Annotated in this window: 21 protein-coding genes; 9 read left to right on the forward strand and 12 right to left on the reverse strand. The window is 69.2% G+C overall.

All coding sequences use genetic code 11. The features are described 5' to 3' along the window. The first annotated feature begins 3 nt into the window (after positions 1–3). Genes ACFQS9_RS02875 through ACFQS9_RS02885 form a run of 3 tightly spaced genes read left to right on the forward strand, consistent with a single transcriptional unit; the run spans position 4 to position 2207 of the window. A complete protein-coding gene (locus ACFQS9_RS02875) occupies positions 4–1167 on the forward strand; it encodes a Rieske 2Fe-2S domain-containing protein (RefSeq protein ID WP_378401348.1) in 1164 nt (387 codons plus the stop codon). An 11-nt stretch (positions 1168–1178) separates the two neighbouring features. Next, the gene (locus ACFQS9_RS02880) at positions 1179–1397 is read left to right on the forward strand and encodes a hypothetical protein (protein ID WP_378401350.1); all 219 of its coding nucleotides are present in this window, start codon (positions 1179–1181) and stop codon (positions 1395–1397) included. A gap of 18 nt (positions 1398–1415) precedes the next feature. Continuing rightward, on the forward strand, positions 1416–2207 hold the full coding sequence (locus ACFQS9_RS02885; RefSeq protein ID WP_378401352.1) for an SDR family NAD(P)-dependent oxidoreductase: 792 nt from the start codon (positions 1416–1418) through the stop codon (positions 2205–2207). A gap of 66 nt (positions 2208–2273) precedes the next feature. Here the strand turns inward: ACFQS9_RS02885 and ACFQS9_RS02890 are convergent, their stop codons facing one another. From ACFQS9_RS02890 to ACFQS9_RS02920, 7 genes are all read right to left on the reverse strand, one after another. Beyond that, a complete protein-coding gene (locus ACFQS9_RS02890) occupies positions 2274–2660 on the reverse strand; it encodes a VOC family protein (protein WP_378401354.1) in 387 nt (128 codons plus the stop codon). Positions 2661–2784: 124 nt separating this feature from the next. After that, on the reverse strand, positions 2785–3516 hold the full coding sequence (locus ACFQS9_RS02895; RefSeq protein ID WP_378401356.1) for a flavodoxin family protein: 732 nt from the start codon (positions 3514–3516) through the stop codon (positions 2785–2787). A gap of 70 nt (positions 3517–3586) precedes the next feature. Further along, complete coding sequence (gene bphC / locus ACFQS9_RS02900; protein ID WP_378401358.1) at positions 3587–4507, reverse strand: biphenyl-2,3-diol 1,2-dioxygenase; 921 nt, start codon at positions 4505–4507, stop codon at positions 3587–3589. A gap of 32 nt (positions 4508–4539) precedes the next feature. Next, the gene (locus ACFQS9_RS02905) at positions 4540–5718 is read right to left on the reverse strand and encodes an acyl-CoA dehydrogenase family protein (protein WP_378401360.1); all 1179 of its coding nucleotides are present in this window, start codon (positions 5716–5718) and stop codon (positions 4540–4542) included. Positions 5719–5771: 53 nt separating this feature from the next. Next, complete coding sequence (locus tag ACFQS9_RS02910; RefSeq protein ID WP_378401362.1) at positions 5772–7478, reverse strand: FAD-binding protein; 1707 nt, start codon at positions 7476–7478, stop codon at positions 5772–5774. Continuing rightward, complete coding sequence (locus ACFQS9_RS02915; RefSeq protein WP_378401363.1) at positions 7475–8350, reverse strand: alpha/beta fold hydrolase; 876 nt, start codon at positions 8348–8350, stop codon at positions 7475–7477. The genes ACFQS9_RS02910 and ACFQS9_RS02915 overlap by 4 nt, the downstream gene beginning before the upstream one ends. 71 nt (positions 8351–8421) lie before the next feature. Then, on the reverse strand, positions 8422–9309 hold the full coding sequence (locus ACFQS9_RS02920) for an IclR family transcriptional regulator (protein WP_378401365.1): 888 nt from the start codon (positions 9307–9309) through the stop codon (positions 8422–8424). Between the two features lie 200 nt (positions 9310–9509). On the opposite strand from ACFQS9_RS02920, the gene ACFQS9_RS02925 reads away from it, so the two are divergent. The 5 genes from ACFQS9_RS02925 (at position 9510) to ACFQS9_RS02945 (ending at position 13300) form a co-directional block, all read left to right on the forward strand. Then, complete coding sequence (locus ACFQS9_RS02925) at positions 9510–10379, forward strand: LLM class F420-dependent oxidoreductase (RefSeq protein WP_378401367.1); 870 nt, start codon at positions 9510–9512, stop codon at positions 10377–10379. 46 nt (positions 10380–10425) lie between these two features. Continuing rightward, complete coding sequence (locus tag ACFQS9_RS02930) at positions 10426–10914, forward strand: nuclear transport factor 2 family protein (protein WP_378401369.1); 489 nt, start codon at positions 10426–10428, stop codon at positions 10912–10914. A 140-nt stretch (positions 10915–11054) separates the two neighbouring features. Next, on the forward strand, positions 11055–11459 hold the full coding sequence (locus ACFQS9_RS02935) for a cupredoxin domain-containing protein (RefSeq protein ID WP_378401371.1): 405 nt from the start codon (positions 11055–11057) through the stop codon (positions 11457–11459). 154 nt (positions 11460–11613) lie between these two features. After that, positions 11614–12546, forward strand: a complete 933-nt coding sequence (locus ACFQS9_RS02940; RefSeq protein WP_378401373.1) for a 3-oxoacyl-ACP reductase — start codon at positions 11614–11616, stop codon at positions 12544–12546. A 10-nt stretch (positions 12547–12556) separates the two neighbouring features. Next, the gene (locus ACFQS9_RS02945; protein WP_378401375.1) at positions 12557–13300 is read left to right on the forward strand and encodes an SDR family NAD(P)-dependent oxidoreductase; all 744 of its coding nucleotides are present in this window, start codon (positions 12557–12559) and stop codon (positions 13298–13300) included. A gap of 69 nt (positions 13301–13369) precedes the next feature. Here ACFQS9_RS02945 and ACFQS9_RS02950 read toward each other — a convergent pair whose 3' ends face one another. Continuing rightward, positions 13370–14548: a lipase family protein gene (locus ACFQS9_RS02950; RefSeq protein WP_378401377.1), complete on the reverse strand. Its 1179-nt coding sequence runs from the start codon at positions 14546–14548 to the stop codon at positions 13370–13372. A gap of 71 nt (positions 14549–14619) precedes the next feature. On the opposite strand from ACFQS9_RS02950, the gene ACFQS9_RS02955 reads away from it, so the two are divergent. Further along, complete coding sequence (locus ACFQS9_RS02955; protein WP_378401379.1) at positions 14620–15258, forward strand: TetR family transcriptional regulator; 639 nt, start codon at positions 14620–14622, stop codon at positions 15256–15258. A gap of 69 nt (positions 15259–15327) precedes the next feature. Here ACFQS9_RS02955 and ACFQS9_RS02960 read toward each other — a convergent pair whose 3' ends face one another. The 4 genes from ACFQS9_RS02960 to ACFQS9_RS02975 form a co-directional block, all read right to left on the reverse strand. Continuing rightward, positions 15328–16506, reverse strand: a complete 1179-nt coding sequence (locus tag ACFQS9_RS02960) for an acyl-CoA dehydrogenase family protein (RefSeq protein WP_378401381.1) — start codon at positions 16504–16506, stop codon at positions 15328–15330. Positions 16507–16632: 126 nt separating this feature from the next. Then, positions 16633–17568 carry a DNA-3-methyladenine glycosylase family protein gene (locus ACFQS9_RS02965; RefSeq protein ID WP_378401383.1) on the reverse strand — a complete coding sequence of 312 codons (936 nt, stop codon included), beginning with the start codon at positions 17566–17568 and terminating at the stop codon, positions 16633–16635. Positions 17569–17617: 49 nt separating this feature from the next. After that, positions 17618–17992, reverse strand: coding sequence for a nuclear transport factor 2 family protein (locus tag ACFQS9_RS02970; protein ID WP_378401385.1), 375 nt, complete (start codon positions 17990–17992; stop codon positions 17618–17620). Between the two features lie 92 nt (positions 17993–18084). After that, positions 18085–19575, reverse strand: a complete 1491-nt coding sequence (locus tag ACFQS9_RS02975; RefSeq protein ID WP_378401387.1) for an adenylate/guanylate cyclase domain-containing protein — start codon at positions 19573–19575, stop codon at positions 18085–18087.

Raw genomic sequence — 19575 nt, forward strand, 5'->3', positions numbered from 1 at the left:
ATCGTGACCACCACGAAGTCCGCGGACGATGAGGTTCGCGTGATCGACGCCGGCGCCGCACCGACGAGGTTCGCGCGGGGCTGGCACTGCCTCGGCCTCGCGCGGGATTTCCGCGACGGCACGCCCCACGGCGTCGAGGCGTTCGGCACCAAGCTCGTCGTGTTCGAGGACGGCACCGGCACGCTCAACGTCCTCGACTCGTACTGCAGGCACATGGGCGGCGACCTCAGCCAGGGCAGCGTGAAGGGCGACTCGATCGCGTGCCCGTTCCACGACTGGCGTTGGGGCGGCAACGGCAAGTGCACCGCCATCCCCTACGCCCGACGTGTCCCCCCACTCGCCCGCACCCGCGCCTGGACAACCCTCGAGCAGGACGAGCTGCTGTTCGTGTGGAACGACCCGGAGGGCAACCCGCCGCCCCCGGACGTGACGATCCCGCTGATGCGCCGACCCGGCGAGGAGTGGACCGACTGGGACTGGCACTCGATCGTCATCGACACCAACTGCCGCGAGATCGTGGACAACGTCGTGGACATGGCCCATTTCTTCTACGTGCACTTCTCCTTCCCGACCCGCTTCAAAAACATCTTCGAGGGGCACACCGCGATCCAGTACTTCGAGGGCATGGCCCGCGAGGATGTGCGGCCGCCGTCGAACGACCCGACCCAGCCGAAGCTGCTGGGCAGCGACTCGACCGCCGCGTATCACGGCCCGTCCTTCATGATCGACGAGCTGATCTACCGGTACGACACATTCGATGTCGAGTCGATCCTGATCAACTGCCATTTCCCGATCTCCCCCGACAAGTTCGTGCTGATGTACGGCGTGATGGTCAAGAAGACCGACGAGCTGCCCACCGGCGAGGCGGAGTCGATCGCGAGCGGCATGACCAAGTTCATCGCCACCGGATTCGAGCAGGACGTCGCGATCTGGAAGTCCAAGAGCCGCATCAACAATCCCCTCCTGTGCGATGAGGACGGCCCGGTCTACCAGCTGCGCCGTTGGTACGAACAGTTCTACGTCGACGTCGCCGACGTCACGCCGGAGATGGTGGAACGCTTCGAGTTCGAGATGGACACCACCAAGCCGGTCGAGGCGTGGCGTAGGGAAGTCGACGCCAACATCGCGGCCAAGAAGGCCGCCGAGGCCCAGAACCAGCCGGTCTAGCCATGCAGCCGTTGGCCTGCACACGATGCGGCAACCGGGTCCTCGCCGAGAAGACGAGCTGGCATCACACCGCCATCCAATGGACGTCGGAGTCGGAGTCCTCCTGCGCGGAGTTCCGCGGCGGGAAGCCCTCCCGGGCCCGCCTGGTCCGAGTCCAGGTATGCGACGCGCTGCAGAGATCGATCGACCAGGCCGCGCTCGACGGTCGACTCGACGTCCCCGAGAACTGAACCCCCACAAGGAGAACCATGATCGACACGACCCAGTACGGCCCGTGGGCGGTGATCGCGGGCGGCTCCGAGGGCGTCGGCTCCGCGTTCGCGCACGAGCTCGCCGCCGCCGGCGTCAACCTCGTCCTGATCGCGCGCAAGCCCGGCCCGCTCGAGGAAACCGCCGAGAAGGTCCGGGCCCAGGGCATACAGGTACGCACCCTGTCGCTGGACCTGCTCGTGCCCGACGCGCTCGATCGGATCCGCGCGATCACCGACGACCTCGAGGTCGGACTGCTGATCTTCAACGCGGGGGCCAACTCCTACGGCCACGAGTTCGTCGAGAGTGACCTGCGGAAGGTGCAGGGGGTCATCGACCTGAACGTCACCTCGCAGCTGCAGCTCACCCACCACTTCGGCGCCCAGATGAAGGCCCGCGGCCGGGGCGGCATCGTGTTGCTCGGCTCGATGTCCGGGTATCTGGGGTCCGAACAGCAGAGCATCTACTCCGCGGCCAAGGCCTTCAGCCGAGTGTTCGCCGAGGGATTGTGGTTGGAGCTGAAGCCTTTCGGCGTCCATGTGCTCGAACTCGTTCTCGGCGTCACCCGCACCCCCGCGATGGCTCGGGCGGGGCTGAACTTCGACATTCCGGGCATGCTGGTCGCGGAGCCCGAGGATGTGGCGCGCGAGGGCCTCGAGCACCTCGCGGACGGACCCGTCTGGGTGGCGGGTGGCAACTACCCGGCGGTCGTCAAGCGCGCCGGCTTCCCGCGCGACAAGATCGTCCAGGGTGCCGCCGATGGCATGCGGAAACTCCTCGGGCGCACGTAGGTTCGTTCGTCGCCGGCCGTGGCCGCACCCCGAGTGAGGGGTGCGGCCACGGCCTTGTCGCGACCGCTACCCGCCCGAGCCGTAAGGACGGGTGATGATCTCGAGGTAGTGGCCGGCCGGGTCGAGGAAATAGGTGCCACGGCCCCCGTCGTTCGTGTTGATGCCGGTCGCCGACCGCCGCGGATCGGCCCAGTGCTCCATGCCGCGCTCCACGATCCGGCCGTAGATGGCGTCGAAATCCGCCTCCGACACCAGGAACGCGTAGTGCTGGGGGTTGATGTCAAACTGCGGCGGCGGCTCGGCAAAATCGAGCGTGACCCCGTTGTCGAGCGGGACCGACAGGAAGTGACCGGCCGGAACGGGATCGGGCAGGCCGAACAGTGTGGTGAACCAATAGGCCGACAGCTTCTTGTCCTGCGCGGCCACGATCGTGTGATTGAACGAGATGGTCAAGGAAACCCCTTGAGTAGGACGCCTCCATGCCTGACGCAGTCCGCCACCGGCACGCGACGCTGTTTCAAGGAATACCGTCTCGCGGTCGGGTCCGCAAGTGCCGGGTGGCGGGGGGCCGCGAGGCCTACCGGTAGTCGGGGTTGGGGAAGTCGGGGTGGCACCCCGCATCCCACATCGACCGCTGGTTCCCGAAGGCCGGGATACCACCGGCCCCCTTGATCATCGCCGCCAGATGCATCAGGTTGTAGGTCATGAAGGTGGTGTTGCGGTTGGTGAAATCGTTCTCCGGGCCGCCCGACCCCTCGTCGAGGTAGGACGGACCCGGACCCGCCTCGCCGATCCAGCCGGCGTCGGCCTGCGGCGGGATCACGTAGCCGAGGTGCTGGAGGCTGTAGAGGATGTTCATCGCGCAGTGCTTGACGCCGTCCTCGTTGCCGGTGATCAGGCAGCCACCGACCCGGCCGTAGAAGGCGTACTGCCCCCGGTCGTTGAGTATCGACGAGCAGCCGTACAGACGCTCGATGACCCGCTTCATCACCGAACTGTTGTCGCCGAGCCAGATGGGGCCCGCCAGCACCAGGATGTCCGCGGCGATGATCCGTCCGTACAGCTGCGGCCACTCGTCGCTCGGCCAGCCGTGCTCGGTCATGTCGGGGTACACACCGGTGGCGATGTCGTGATCGACCGCGCGGATCTCGTCGACCGCGACGCCCGCGTCGCGCATCAGCCCGACGCTGCGGTCGATCAGTCCCTGGGTGTTGCTGACCTCCGGCGACCGTTTCAGCGTGCAGTTGACGAAGGCGGCCAGGAGGCCGTCGAACCTGGGCGCCGTGCCCTGTGGCGATGGAATTGTCATCTCGGACTCCTCCGCGAGTGCCCCCGGCAGTCCACGATATGCGTCCGCCCGGCCCCCGGGGCGCCGAACGCTACGACTCGGGCGTGAACGCGGCGAGCGGCTCGGACCCCGACCAGTCGTGACCCCAGTAGCTGTCCGCGGTGATCTCCTCCGCGGTGAAGTGGCTCTCGTCCACCAACATGCCCTCGGTGCCGAACTCAAGGTCCCAGCCGCCGGGCGCGCGGACGTAGAAGGAGACCATCTTGTCGTTGGTGTGCCTGCCGAGGGTGGACGAGATCGAGAAGCCGAGCTTGCCGACCCGGTCCAGCGCCTGTCCGACGGCGTCGAGCGTGTCGACCTCCATCATCAGGTGCACCATCCCCGGCGCCTCCGTCGGCGGCGCCGGGCAGATCGCCAGGCTGTGGTGCCGCTGGTTGACGCCGAGGAAGCGCACCCGCCGGGCGGGGCCGGGCGCGCCCGGTCCGCCGAGCCGGATGGCGCCGCGGGACAGGAAGCCGAGGACCTCGGTGTAGAAGTCGTACGTCTCCTGGAAGTGTGGCGTCGGCAGCACCACGTGGCCGAGGCCCGCGGGCCCGGTCACGAAGCGGCCGCCGTGCGGGGTGACCACCGGGCTGTGGTCGAGCACTGGACCGAAGAACACCTCGACGATGGTGCCGGCCGGATCAGCGAAGGTGATGGCCCGCTCCACGTCGCGGTGGTCCGCCTCCTCCTGGGACAGCTCGCGGACCGGGGTTCCTGCCTTCTCCAGCTGCTCGCGTACCGCCCGCAGCGCGAACTGGTCGCGCACCTCCCAGCCGACCGCGAGCACCTTGTCCACCTCACCCGGCAGCACCTGCAGGCGCGACCGGCGCTCGTCGATCCGCAGGTACAGCCCGTCCTCGTCCGGGCCGGAGCCGACGGCCATGCCGAGGCCGTCGACGACCAGCTCGCGCCAGCGGTCGACGTCCTGCGTCTGAACCTTGAGGTAGCCGAGCGAACGGATGTCAGACATGTTCTCCACCAATACCTTTGCTGTTGCGTCTGTCAGATCATCGAACGGTGGATGCCCTGCGGCTCACCACCGAGCTGGGTAAGCGCCGACGAGTGGAAGATCGAGCCCGGCACGTGGATGGCGTGCGCGATGCCCGCGTGCGCGTCGCGGAAGAACCTCTGCATCGGGAACTTCCGATGCAGCGCGTTGCCGCCGGATCGGGCGAAGATCTCGTCCACCGCGCGCACGGCACGCCAGGCCGCGGCGGTCTGGGTGCGCCTGCCGATGGCGCGGGCCTCGAAGTCGATCTCCTTACCAGCCTCGGTCATGTCCCAGAAGCGGTCCACGGTCTCGAGCAGGGCTGCCCGCGATGCCGCGATCTCGGCCGCCGCCTCGCCGATGGCGTACAGCACGTACGGGTCGTCCTTGATCTTGGTTCCGGTGATCGCGGTCCGGTCCTTCTGCGCGGCGATGTGACAGGCCAGCGCGCCCTCGGCGATGCCGACGACCGCCGAGGTGATGCCGAGCGGGAACATGCAGGAGAACGGCATGTTGTAGAGCGTCTCGGTGCGGCCCGCAGCCTTCACCGCGGTCCCATCCATGACCTCGGAGGCCTTCAGGGTGCGGTGCGTCGGGATGAATGCGTCCTTGACGATCAGGTCCTTGGAACCGGTGCCACGCAGGCCGATGACGTCCCAGGAATCCTCGACGATCTCGTAGTCCGATCTCGGCAGGATCACGTGCAGCTGCACCGGCGGCATCTGCGGCTTACCGTCCGCGTCGCCGAGCATGGCGCCGAGGAACGCCCACTGGCAGTGGTCCGTGCCCGAGGAGAACGACCAGCGACCGTTGAGGATGTAGCCCCCGTCGACGGGCTTGGCGACGCCCATCGGGGCGTACGGCGACGCCACCCAGGTGTCCTGATCGGCGCCCCAGATCTCTTCCTGCACCTTGGGATCGGCGAACGCGAGCTCCCACGGGTGGACGCCGACGATTCCGGTCACCCAGCCCGTGGCGCCGTCCATCGCGGCGATGCTCATCACGGTCTCCGCGAACTCGCGCGGGTGCACCTCGAGGCCCCCGTGCTGCTTCGGCTGCAGCATCCGAATCGCGCCGGACTCGCGAAGCCGCTTCGCGGCGGTGTCCGACAATCGCATGAGCTTGTCGCCCTCGACGCCCTCCGCGCGGATCTCGTCGGCGTACTGCTCGATCCGTTCCTGAACCTGACCCATGACCACCTCGGCTCTCTCGTGATGTGACGGCGAGCCGCCACCTTTTAGCGAAGCTAACAGCCGCTGTTCGGTGCGGCTTCTGCGTTCTCTCTCAGCGGGAAGGCGCGCTCCGCGGCATCCCGCGCAGCGAGATATCCGAACACCATCGACGGGCCGATGGTGGCGCCCGCACCCGCGTACTCGTTGCCCATCACCGACGCTGTGGTGTTGCCGGTGGCGTACAGGCCGTCGATGGCGCTGCCGTCATCGCGCAGCACCCGACTGTTCTCGTCGCAGACGAGCCCGCCCTTGGTGCCGAGATCGCCGGCCTCGCATCGGATCGCATAGAAGGGACCCTTGACGATCTCGTCCAGGTTGGGATTGACCATGGTGGGATCGCCGTAATACCGGTCGTACGCGCTGTCCCCGCGACCGAAATCCTCGTCCTTGCCACTGCGGGCGAAGCCGTTGAACCGATCCACGGTCGCGACGAGCGCGTCCGCGGGGACCCCGATCGCCGCGGCCAGCTCGGGCAGCGTGTCCGCCTTGTGGACGACACCGGAATCGTAAAAACCTTGCGGGAAAGGCATGTTCGGCAGAACCTGCGCGAACGGGTAGCGGTTCTTCGCCTTGCTGTCCATCACGAACCAGGCCGGCACGTGGCCGCCCTCGAGCTGGTCGTGCACGAAGTTGACGTACGGCGACGACTCGTTGGTGAACCGCCGACCGCGGGAGTTCACGATGATCGACGGTGGGATGCAGCGCTCCGACACCAGTGGTATCACCGCGCCCATCGGGTGGAACACCGACGGCATCCACCAGGCATCGTCCATGAGGTCGACAGCCGCGCCCAGCTCCCGGCCCGCCCGGATGCCGTCACCGGTGTTCTCCCGCGCGCCCGCACTGATGTTCGCGCGTCCATGCTCGGGCAGGTACTCGTCACGCATCTGCTGGTTGTGGTCGAATCCGCCGGTGGCCAGTAGCACCCCGCGCCGCGCCCGGATCCGCACCGTCATGCCGTCCCGGTCGGCGACCAGGCCGATCACGGAACCGCGTTCGTCGGTGACGAGTTCGGTCATCGAGGTCTTCAGCCACAGCGGCACACCCGCGTCCTTGAGCGTCATCCGCAGCCGCGCCGCCAGGGCCCGTCCGCCGGTCGACATGTGCCTGCGACGGATGAGGTTGGAGCCGACCCGCCAGGCGGCGACCATCGAGGCACGACGGCCTCGCCAGGTGCGCTTGACCATCGCGAGGTCGTGATAGTCCTTGGAGGTCACCCACAGGCCCAGCGGCCCCTTCATGCTGTTGGGACGCTGGAACTGCTCGTCCTCCTTCAGCTTTCGGGTGTCGAAGGGAAGGCATTCGATCGTCCGACCGAGCGCGCTGCCGCCGTCCGACTCCGGGTGATAGTCGGAGTAACCCTTCACCCAGTACAGCTTCATGTGCGGACTGCGGTCGAGTAGCTGCATCAGCTTCGGGCCCGCGTCCACGTAGGCGTCGATCCGCGCCGCGGGGACCTTGCCCTCGGTGAGGGTGCGCAGATACCGGCGGATTGCCTTCGGGTCGTCGCCCGCATCCCTACGGATCAGCGTGGGGGCGTTCGGAATCCAGATTCCGCCGCCGGAGATCGCCGTCGAGCCACCGAACTTCTTGCCCTTCTCGATGATGAGGGTGTCCAGCCCCAGGTCGGCGGCGGTGATACCCGCACTCATGCCGCCGCCGCCGCTGCCGACGATCAGGAAGTCGACGGTCTCGTCCCAACACTGCTCCGTCACGGTCATCGGTTCACCTCCTCGCGGGTGAGGAACGCCAGCACCGCTGAGGTCCACGCCTGCTTGGCTTCGATCATCGTCCAGTGACCGCAATTGGGGAACACGTGCAGCTCGGCATTCGGGATGTCGCGCATCGGGAGCATCGCCATGTCGACCGGACTGACCCGATCGTCGCGGCCCCAGGTGAGCATCGTGGGGGCCGAGATCCTGTGCAGCTGAGCCCAGTACGGGGTCGAACCCGACGCCTTGGCCGCCGCGGCGTTGGCGGCGAAGGCCTTGCTGCTGTACATCCGCGCGGCGATCTCCAGCGTCAGCGGTTCGGTCGCCAGCGCCCAACGCTCCTCGATCAGCTCCTCGGTGACGATCGCCGGGTCGTAGACCATCGAGTGCAGCCACCGGATCAGCCCCTCGCGAGTCGGGTTGTCCGTGAACTCCATCAGCAGCCTGATGCCCTCGCCGGGGCCGGGCATCATGACGTTCTTGCCCATGCCGCCGATCGTCACCAGCTTGTTCACCCGGTCCGGCGTGTGGATGGCGACGTTGGTGGCGACGATGCCGCCCATGGAGTTGCCGATCATGTGTACCGGCTCGTCGACGCCGACGGCGTCGAGGAAGGCGCCGACCGACCCCATCGCCATCGCCATCGGGTGCCCGTCGCCCGGATCACTGACGCCGAACCCGGGGAACTCGAGCACGAGGCATCGGAAGTGCTCGGCGAAGTCCCCGAGCACGCCGCGGTAGTTCCGCCACCCGGTGACACCGGGGCCGGATCCGTGCAGGAGCAGGAGCGGCGGTCCCTCGCCTGCCTCGTGGTAGCGCAACACGCCGAGGTCGGTGACGACCTCTCGCATGGTGCCCTCGTGGGTGAGTTCGCTCGTCATGGGTCCACACGCTGCCGTGTCCGCAGGCCCGGCGCCGCGCGGATCCCGATCAGCGAGACCGCGGAACCTGATCAGATCCAGCCGGCGCCACGGACGGCCAGCAGCCGGGCGCGCGCCTCGGCCGACCACGTCTCCGCCTGCCGGGGCGCCGCCGGCTGCGGGGCGCGGCGACCGCCGCCCAACTCGGGGAAGAGCGTCCGGGTGATCTCCCGGGCTGCCTCGGCGACCAGCGGCGCGACCCGCTCGATCGGGGCCGTGCGCGCATCCCCGGACAGGGAGATCCCGGCCACCGGACCCTCGTGCCCGCGGATGGCCGCACCGACGCAGGCCACCCCTCGCGCGGACTCGCCGCGCTCGAACGCGAGCCCGCGACGCTGGCGGATCCGGTTGAGCTCCTGATGCAGGACGCCGAGGTCGGAGATCGTCTGGTCGGTGATTCGGTTCATCCGGCCGCCGAACAGCTCGTCGACCCGCTCGGGGACGAGCCACGCCAGCATCGCCTTCCCGCTCGCGGTGGAGTGCGCGGGAACCCGGCCGCCCACCCGGGACGGAATGGACGCGGCGAGCCGGCCGCCGATCTTGTCGAGGCACACCGCCTCGTGCCCGTCCAGGACGGACAGGTGCACCACCATTCCGGTCTGCAGGTGCAGCTCGTGCAGCAGCGGTGCGGCGGCCTCGCGGACCTCGGCGTTGCCGCCGTCCCCGCCGCCGATGCCGAGCGCGCGACGGCCGAGCCGATAGCCGAACGACGCGTGTTCCACCCAGTTCAACTTCACGAGCGAATCAAGGATCCGGTGCACGGTCGATCGCGGCAACCGCGCGCGACAGGCCACCTCCTCCAGCGTCAACCGTGCCGCCCGGCCGTCGAACGCGTCGAGGATCAGGGTCATACGTTCGACCATCGAGGGCGGCGCCTCGCGCGGGTCGCGGGGCGCCGGAGCTTCGGTGATGACCGTCATGGCGTCTCCTCCGATCCGGATCGGGGTGGGCCCCGATCACAAAACTGAAATGAATTCTGAAACTGTAGCAACCGCCGGTGTGATCCGGAACACCCGGCAGGCGATCGCGCGATCTCGGTCACCGGGAGACTGACGTCCCGGCAGCGAACACTGCGATAGGAACAACGGGGCCGAGCCTCATCGACGGGAGCGAGTGACACATGCAGATCGGGATCGTGACCCCCGTACTGATCCAGCACCCCGCGGTACGCGCGGACTGGGAGGTCGGCGCAGGCATCGACGAGGTCGCCGCGATCGCCGAGGCGGCGGACCGGCTCGGCTACCACCACGTCACCTGCAGCGAGCACGTCGCGGTCCCGGTGTCGGTCGCGGTCGAGCGCGGCGGCACCTACTGGGACCCGCTGGCCACCTTCGGCTTCCTGGCCGCGCGCACCCGGCGGATCCGGCTGGTCACCCAGGTTCTGGTACTCGGCTACCACCATCCGCTCGAGATAGCCAAGCGCTACGGCACCCTCGATCGGGTCAGCGGCGGACGGCTCACCCTCGGCCTCGGGGTCGGCAGCCTGCGCGAGGAGTTCGAGCTGCTGGGCGCCCCCTTCGAGGGACGGGGCGCGCGCGCCGACGACGCCCTTCGTGCGCTGCGGGCCGCACTCTCGCGGCCGCGGCCGGAGTATCACGGCGAGTACTACGACTTCGCCGACGTCGTGATCGAGCCGCACACCCAGCAGCCGCGGGTCCCGTTCTGGATCGGCGGCCGCACCGCGCGGTCGCTGCGGCGCGCGATCGAGCTCGGCGACGGCTGGGTTCCGTTCGGGCTCGGCCTGCCCGAGCTCGCCGACCTGCTGGCGAAGGCCCCGGTGCCCGTCGGCATGGAGGTGGTGCTGAGCGCGGGCCGCCCCCTCGACCCGGGCGGCTCGCCCGACCGGGCGGCCCGCGCGCTGACCGGGCTCCGCGACGCCGGCGCCACCGTCGCCAGCGCCTCGATCGCCGCCGCCGACGCCGCCCACTACGGCGAGCAGCTGGAGGCGCTCAAGGAACTCGCGCTGTCGCTCGGCATCGACTTCTCCTGACCCGTTTCTCCCGACCACAGCGATCACACCGACGAAGGACACATCCATGACCGACACCGAATCCCTGCTGACCCGCCTCGCCGCCCGGGTTCAGCTCCTCGAGGACCAGCTCGCCCTGATGCGGATCATCAGCGCGTACGGACCGGCGGTGGACAGCGGCGAGAGCGCGACCGTCGCCGCGATGTGGACCGAGGACGGCGTCTACGACGTCGACACCGGGTGCCTGCGCGGGCACGACGAGATCGAGGCAATGGTGCAGTCGAGGCCGCACCAGACCTACATCCACGACGGCAGCGGCCACCTGGTCGGCCCGCCGCACATCGACGTCGACGGCGACACCGCGGTGGCCACCTGCCACTCTCAGCTGGTCCTGCACGACCCGCAGACCCGCACCTACCGGGTCGCCAGGATCACCGCGAACCGCTGGGAGTTCGCCCGCATCGACGGGCAGTGGAAGGTCACACTGCGCACCAACCGGATCCTCGACGGCAGGGCGGAGGCGCGGGAGATCCTCGCCGCGGGCGTCAAGAACTGAAATACCCTCTAGCCTCGCGGCCGCCGGACCGGCGGTCGCGAGGCCCCCGCGGTGGTACCGCGAGCACGGTGTCGGGCCTACGCTGGACATACTCCAGCACCGTTCCTCAGCACGTCGTCACACGACCGACGGAGGCCGACATGCCCGGACACACTCCCCCGCCCACCCGCAGGCGTGCGGCACGTCGACAGGCGGGCCTCGCCGCCCTCGCCGTCACGGCCGGGCTCGCGGCCGCCTGCTCCTCGGACGACGGATCCGAGCATCACCCCGACACCGCGACCGTCGCGCCCGACGCCGGGTCCCCCGCGATCGCCATCGAGAACTTCGCCTACACGACCCCGCCGTCGGTGCGCGCGGGCGAAGAGATCGTCGTGAGGAACGGCGCCGGGCCGGAGCACTCGGTCACCTCCGACACCGAGGGATTGTTCGACACCCATGTCGACGGCAACGAGTCCGCCACCTTCACGGCGCCGACGACCCCGGGCGGGTACACCTTCCACTGCATCTACCACCCCGAGATGCACAGCATCCTGATCGTCGAGTGAGACGCCGGCACCCACCATCGAAAGTCCCACGTCCACAACGGGTGTCGCGGATCACTCTCAGTCACCGGGACCGGTGGCCTGGCGGTCTTTCATTCCCATGAAACTAGAACGAATATCAGTTTCGTGGCGGTTGCCGCCGAAAAGGAGGCCCCAGATGGGTGAATCAGTGAGCTTGGACGGCCGCACGGCCGTCATCACCGGCGCAGGCGCCGGGCTCGGCCGCGCGGAGGCGCTCGCCCTCGCCGCATCCGGTGCCCGCGTCGTCGTCAACGACATGGGCCAGGCCGCCCACGACGTGGCCGACGAGATCAAGGCCGCAGGCGGCGAGGCGATCGCCGTCACCGGCGACGTGTCCGACTGGTCCCTCGGCGGGCGCCTCGTCGCCGAGGCCCTGTCGAACTTCGGCTCGTTCGACATCCTCGTCAACAATGCGGGCATCCTGCGCGACAAGATGATCTTCAACCTCGCCGAATCCGACTGGGACGACGTCATCCGCGTGCATCTCAAGGGCCACGCCGCGACATCACACGCCGCCGCCGTGCACTGGCGCGCGGCCGCCAAGGCCGCGGGCGGGCCGGTCTACGGCCGGGTCATCAACACCTCGTCCGAGGCGTTCCTGTTCGGTTCGGCCGGGCAACCGAACTACTCGGCCGCCAAGGCCGGCATCACCGCGCTGACCCTGTCCACCGCCCAGGGCCTGTCCCGCTACGGCGTCACCGCCAACGCGATCTGCCCGCGCGCCAGGACCGCGATGACCGCCGAGGCCTTCGGCGAGGCCGGCTCCGCCCTCGCCGGCGACCTCGATCCACTCGCCCCCGAGCGGGTCGGCACGCTGGTCAGCTACCTCGCCTCCCCCGCCTCGCACGAGATCAACGGGCAGGTGTTCATCGTCTACGGCAAGATGGTCGCACTCATGGCGTCGCCGAAGGTCGAGAACCGTTTCGACGCAACTGGTTCCGCGTTCACGATCGACGAGCTCGACCGGCAGCTCTCCTCGTACTTCGTCGGCCGCGGGCAGTACGAGAACTATGCCGCCTACAGCGTGGCCGAGCTGGAGAAGGCGGCCATCCCCGCCCCGGTGAGCTGAGAGGCCCGACATGAGACTCGACGGAAAAGTAGCGATCGTCACCGGGGGCGCCGGGGGCATCGGGCGTGGCATCGTCCGGGCATTCGCGAAGGAAGGCGCGCGGATCCTGTTCGTCGACATCAACGACGAGGCGGGTGCGGCGCTCGAGCGGGAGCTCGACGGCGCGGGCAGGTTCCTGAACGCCGACCTCTCCGAGGAAGCGAGCGCCGCGGCCATCGTCGCGGCGGCGGTGGAGGCATTCGGCCGGGTCGACGTGCTGGTGAACAACGCGCACGCCTCCCGGCAGGCATCCTTGCTCGAGACCACCCAGGAGATGCTCGACCTGTCCTTCGGCACGGGCTTCTACCCGACCTTCTGGCTGATGAAGGCGTGCCATCCGCAGCTCGCGGCGACCCAGGGCACGGTGATCAACTTCGCCTCCGGCGCCGGCATCGAGGGCCAGCCGACGCAGGGTTCCTACGCCGCGGCGAAGGAGGCGATCCGGGCGATCAGCCGTGTCGCGGCCAACGAATGGGCGCCGGACAACATCAACGTCAACATCATCTCCCCGCTCGCCCTCACGGAGGGCGTCAAGGCGTACATCGATGCGAACCCCGGTGTCGAAGACGCGCTCCTGGCCAAGACCCCGCTGCACCGATTCGGCGATCCCGAGTCGGACATCGGGCGGGTCGCGGTGTTCCTCGCCAGCGATGATGCGAGCTACATGACCGGCCAGACCCTCATGGTCGACGGCGGCAGCATCAAGCTGCGCTAGGCGGCTCCGCCGCAGTGGTGCGGATACGGAGTGCACGCACTCTGTATCCGCACCACTGCACCAAGTGCATCAGCAGGTGGTCGGGGTCTCCTCGCCCGCCAGCAACGCCTCGGTGAACGCCTCGGCGTCCGAGAGCGAGGCGGCGACGGCGGCGCGGTGGTCGGCGCCGTCGTAGCTGCGGTAGTCGACCTTTGCCCCCTTGTCACACAGCTGCTTCACCAGGACCTGCGAGGCTGCCGGCGTGACCAGGGCGTCCGCCGTGCCCTGCGCGAACAGCACCGGAACCTTGGGGGTGGCGTTCGACGGCTCCTGCTCGGCCAGGTAGTCGGTCCACGGCCCGAGGTCCGCGCCAGGGCGGATCACCGAATTGACCTGGATGCCACCGATCGCGGCGCGGACGTCGGCGATGCACCCCGTGCGGGCGGCCCGCATCAGTGGCGCCGCCGCGGGGGTGACGATCTGATCCGGCACCACCGCCGGGTCCGCAGCCGCCGCGCCGAGCAGGGTGATCGGCAGGAACGACAGCACCGGGGCCACCGCCTGGCCGCCGGTCGCGATGTACTGCGGGGTCTGGCTCAGCCCACTGCCAGGTGCGACCGCGAAAGCGCCGAGCAGGGTGAGCTCGGGTGCCCGGTCCACGGCCTGGTCGGACGCGCTGATCGCGGCCGCGCCGCCCTGGCTGTGTCCACCGACGAACCACTTGGCGCCCACCGACGGATCGAGATTCCTCGCGGCCCTGACGATGTCGGTCAGCGCATTCGACTCCGACCTCGCGTTGAGGTAGGTGTGGTCGCCGGGTGTGCCCATGCCCTCGTAGTCGGTCTGGACCACCGCATAGCCCTTGCGGATCCATTCGTCGAGGGTGGCGGTGACGCCGCCGACGTAGTCGTGCACGGCGCCGTCGACGGTGTCCCCCGACGGCGCGCAGGTGTCGGCGATGCCGGTGGTGCCGTGCGCCCAGCTGATCACCGGCCAGCCGCCGTCGGGCGCGGTTCCCGACGGGATTGCCACCGTGCCCGAGACCACGATCGGATCTCCGTTCCCGTTCTCCGACGCGTAGGTGATCAATTCGCTCCTGGCGGCGCTGGGCAATACCGCGGCGTTGGTGAGGGGCGCCGAAGAGAGCACGTCACCGCTCGCCGGCGCCGCGGCGGCGGAGTCGTCGCCTCCGGTGGAACAGCTGGTCACAGCGGCGACAGTAACCGCCAGCGCGCCTATGATCTGGACGGAAACTCGGGATGGACGCATGACAGCCTCTCGGGCAGGGTGCCGAGACGGGTAGCCTCAGCAGGGACCATTAAGAAGGGCTTCTTAGTACCGTGACCCACGCCACACTGTCAACCGCGCGTCTCAGTCTGGTGCGGGCCGCGGAACAGCTCGTCGCCGAGCGGGGTCTGCACGGCGTCCGGGCGAGCGAAGTGGTCAAGGCCGCAGGGCACAGGAACAATTCGGCGATCGCCTACCACTTCGGATCCTGGGAGGGACTGCTCGAGGCCGTGTGGCAGCTGCACACGGAGCCGGTCAACGAGGACCGAGCCGCGTTCATCGCGTCGGCGCGGGCGGCAGGCGACTTCACGCTGCCCACCATGGTCGAGGCCTACGTCGGCCCACTCGTCGCCGAGCTGCGCAGGCATCGACCCAGCTACTGGGCGCGCTTCAGCGAGCAATGGCTGGCCGGTATCCGGCTCGACTTCTTCGCGCTCGACGACGCGGACGCCGCTCGGCAACCGCACACCGACGCGGTCATGGTGGTACATGGGCTGTTCACGGACATCGCGGGCGAGCTCACGCAGATACCAGCGTCGACGCGGCCGCGGAGGGTGGCGCTGATGGCACGGTTCGTGATCGGGGCGCTCGCCGCCTGGGAACGCGAGCCCGCGGCCGCCGCGGCACAGGACCTCGACTCGCTCGAGCCGGAGCTGATCCGAATGGCGGTCGCGCTGCTCGCGGCCGAGTGAGGCGCTTCGCGCCCGTGCGCGGTTACCGAGTCCTGAGACTCGTCAACCGCGCACGGGCGGCGGAGCCGCCTAGATCATCGCGCGGTGGATCCCCTGCGGCTCGCCGCCGAGCTGGGTCAGGGCCGAGGAGTGGAAGATCGAGCCGGGCACGTGGATCGCGTGGGCGATGCCGGCGTGCGCGTCACGGAAGAAGCGCTGCATCGGGAACTTGTAGTGCAGAGCGCCGCCGCCGGAGCGCGCGAAGATCTCGTCCACGGCCCGCACCGCACGCCAGGCCGCGGCGGTCTGGGTGCGACGCCCGATGGCGCGCGCCTCGAAGTCGATCTCCGTGCCCGCCTCGGTCATGTCCCAGAACCGGTCCACGGTCTCGAGCAACGCGGCACGGGACGCGGCGATCTCCGCCGCCGCCTCGCCGATCGCGTAGAGGACGTAGGGGTCTTCCTTGATCTTGGTGCCGGTGATCGCGACGCGGTCCTTCTGCGCGGCGATGTGACAGGCCAGCGCGCCCTCCGCGATGCCGACGACCGCCGAGGTGATGCCGAGCGGGAACATGCAGGAGAACGGCATGTTGTAGAGCGTCTCGGTGCGGCCCGCCTTCTTCACCGCGGTACCGTCCATCACCTCCGAGGCCAGCATGGTGCGGTAGCTGGGGATGAAGGCGTCCTTGACGATCAGGTCCTTCGAACCCGTGCCGCGCAGGCCGATGACATCCCAGGAGTCCGCGACGATCTGGTAATCCGAGCGGGGCAGGATGACGTGCAGCGGGACCGGCGGCATCACCGGTGCGCCGTTCTCGTCGCCGAGCAGGGCGCCGAGGAACGCCCACTGGCAGTGATCGGTGCCCGAGGAGAACGACCAGCGACCGTTGAGGACATAGCCTCCGTCGACCTGCTTGGCGACGCCCATCGGCGCGTAGGGCGAGGCCACCCAGGTGTCCTGATCGGCGCCCCAGATCTCTTCCTGCACCTTGGGATCGGCAAAGGCCAGCTCCCACGGGTGGACGCCCACGATGCCGGTGACCCACCCCGCGGCACCGTCCATCGCGGCGATGCCCATCACCGTCTCGGCGAACTCGCGCGGGTGTACCTCGAGCCCACCGTGCTGCTTCGGCTGCAGCATGCGGATCGCGCCCGATTCACGCAGCCGCTTCGCGGAGGTGTCGGTGAGCCGCATGAGCCGGTCGCCCTCCACACCCTCGGCGCGGATCTCCTCCGCGAACTGCTCAATCCGTTCCAGGACCTGACCCATTGATTGCCTCCCACAGCCGTGGCGTCGGTAGCGCGCCGTTCGTCATCGAACACCATCGTGCACCCTGCCGGGGCGGGTTCGGCGAGACGAGCCGAGTAGGCCTCGCGGGTGGAATCCCCCGCGCGGTCAGCGCCCGCGGTGATCGGTGATCGGGGTGCGGGGTCCGAACTTGGGCTTGACGGCCTGGCCGCTGACCTGGAGCAGCCGGACCACCCGATGCCGGTGCGGCCGGGCCGATTCGAGGTACTCGACCATCTCCGCGTCGTCCAGCGGCCGGCCGAGCAGCGACCACCCGACGATCGCGGACAGATGGAAGTCCCCCACCGAGAGGGCGTCGGCGTCGCCGAGGGCCCGCTGGGCGACCTCGGCCGCCGTCCACTCCCCGATCCCCGGCACCACCCGGAGCCGGGCCGCCGCGTCGGGGGCCGACATCGCGGCCGCCTCCTCCAGGCGGTTCGCGACGGCCGCCGCCGTGACGATGACGCGGGAGCGACGCGGGTCCACCCCCGCCCGGTGGAACTCCCAGGACGGGATCCGGCGCCACACCTCGGCCGGGGGCGGCACCCGCATCCCCTCCGGCGCGGGGCCCGGCGCCGGTGCGCCGTAGTGGGTGACCAACCGCCGCCAGGAGGCATGGGCCGCCACGGTGTGGACCCGCTGTTCCAGGATCGCGGGCACCAGCGCCTCGAAGACCCGGCCGGTGCGGGGGATCCGGAGCCCGGGGAAGCGGCGGTGCGCCTCGGCCACCTTCGGGTGTTCGGGAGCGAAGCCGGCGGTGTCGTCGCCCTCGCCGAGCAGGTCGGCCAGGGTGGTCTCGAACTCTCCCGACCCGGGGCCCCAGGCTCGGCAGGACACCGCCGTCGCACCCGTCTGCGTCAGCCGATAGGTCACCGCACCGGTCGGCATCGACGCCGTGCGCCAGATCGCGCCGTCGGCGGTGGTCCGGTGACAGGGGTCGTAGGGGCCGCGGCTGAGCGGGGCCAGGGTGGCGGCCAGCGCCAGCGGCCGGGCGCTGACCAGCGTCGTCTCCACCACATCGGGGTGCGCGGCGGGGGTGGTCATCCCCCGACGATAGGTCTCCTACTGCTGGCTGACCCGCGCGGCCTCCCGACTAACGCGTTCCGAACACCTTCTCGAACTTGGCCGTGTCGCCCGCGGTCTGGAACTTGACGACCTTCCCGTCCCGATAGGTGAGGACGTCGGCGGCATCCCAGCTCTCCCCACCCGCGCTCACCTGGGTCAGGACCACGACCCTCTCCTCGTCGGCGAGGTAGTGCTGGGGCGTGGTGGTCAGGGACTTCTCGGCCATCTTCATCCACAACCCGCCGACCTCGGCCTTGCCGTGAAAGCTGCCGGAGACCGCGCTGTTGCCCGGCACGATCCACTCGAGGTCGTCCGCGAGGTCGGCCATCGCCGCCTCCGCGTCCCCGGCCGCGAACGCCGCGTACCCCTTCTTCGCGATTTCGATGTTCTGCTCAGCTGACATGAGACACCTCCCGTGTCGGTCGTTCTCCGACGAGAGCGACAGAACAAGTCAAACAGCGGGCGCCGGGCAGGTACAGGCCCTCCGCCGATTCGCTAGCCCGATCGCGTACGTCGACGTGCTCTGGCGTTGGCCATGCTGACGGCGGCACGTGCCAGCCGGGGTGCGCGGCGCGCCACCTGGAGGACCGCCCGGTCGATCGGGTTGAGCATCAGCGTTTCCTGGCGAACCGGAGTTGGACTGTGGTCGCCATCCGCGAGCGCATAGAGGCTCCATCGCCCGGGCACTCCTTTGAGCTCACGTTCACCGCGATCCTCGAAGACGAGACCCGATCCGACGACCAGATCCCGAACCGTCCTCGACACGAACACCTCGCCCGGTCCTGCGGCGGAACCCACGCGGGCACCGATGTGCACCGTCATCCCGGCCAGGTCCGTGCCGATGTGTTCGATCTCCCCCGTGTGCACTCCGGCCCGAACCGCGATGCCCAGTTCCGCTGCGGACACGCAGATCGCCTGCGCACAGCGGACCGCGGAACTCGGGCCGTCGAAGAGACTGAAGGTGCCGTCTCCCATGATGCTGACGACGCGACCGCCCGAGTTCTCTACCTCCAGCCGGACCTGTCGGTCGTGTGCGGCGAGGAGTTCCCGATAGGTCACGTCCCCGAGCCCGGACAACAACTCGGTCGAACCCACGATGTCGGTGAAGACGACCGAGCCGAGAAATCGATCCACGTCGGCGGGATGGCTTGCCCCCGTGACCATCTCCTCGAACTGGTCGAAGATGGGTATCGAGCCCTCGCCTATCGAGGCGCCCGGCCGCGTCGGCGGCAGCAGGTGAAAGCTCGCACCGGGTATCAGCTCGGCGACATACCGCACGGCACCCTCGGAGGCCGCGTTGGCCGGGTTGCAGAGCACCCTGGTCGGCGCCTGGACCGAGCGCAGCACCTCGCTGAGGTCGAGACGAAGCGCCCAGTCGAGAAAGGCGCTGGCGGCCGCCGGGGTGGCGGCGCAGCGTTCGATCATCGCCATCAGCCGCCGGTTGTGCGGCGACATCAGCGCCGGATCCCACATCTCCAGCGTCTGGCCGGTGCCCCAGTTGCGATACGCCTCCAGATAACCGGCCACGAAGTGCTCGGCCTCCTGGGCCTCCCACCCGTGTAACTCTGCTGCGCCGCACAGCGGCCCCTGGGCGACGGGGTTGACGAGCACCAGGCCCGCGACGCGCGCGGGGGAACGTGCCGCGATCAGCGCCAGTGGGCCGCAGGTGGTGACATACCCGATCAGCGTCGCCCGGCGCATGCCCGCCGCGTCCATCACGGCGGTGATGTCGTCGGCCTGCTGCTCCACGGTCGGGACATGGTCGACCTGGTCCGAGAGCCCGAAACCCCTGCGCTGTACGTAGACGGTGCTCGCATAGGTGGCGACTCGCTCGAAGAGGGCGAGGATGTGGGGATCCGTCCACATCAGATCGAGATGCATCCCGATTTCGAGGAACGCCACGACGTTGTGCGGCCCGCCATCGACGACCTGGTAGGCCAGCGCGTGACCGTCACGATCGAGGTACCGGACCCCCGGCGGCTCCAT

It is taken from the genome of Rhodococcus daqingensis (genome assembly GCF_042665615.1).
In the GTDB taxonomy this organism is placed as follows: domain Bacteria; phylum Actinomycetota; class Actinomycetes; order Mycobacteriales; family Mycobacteriaceae; genus Rhodococcus_G; species Rhodococcus_G daqingensis.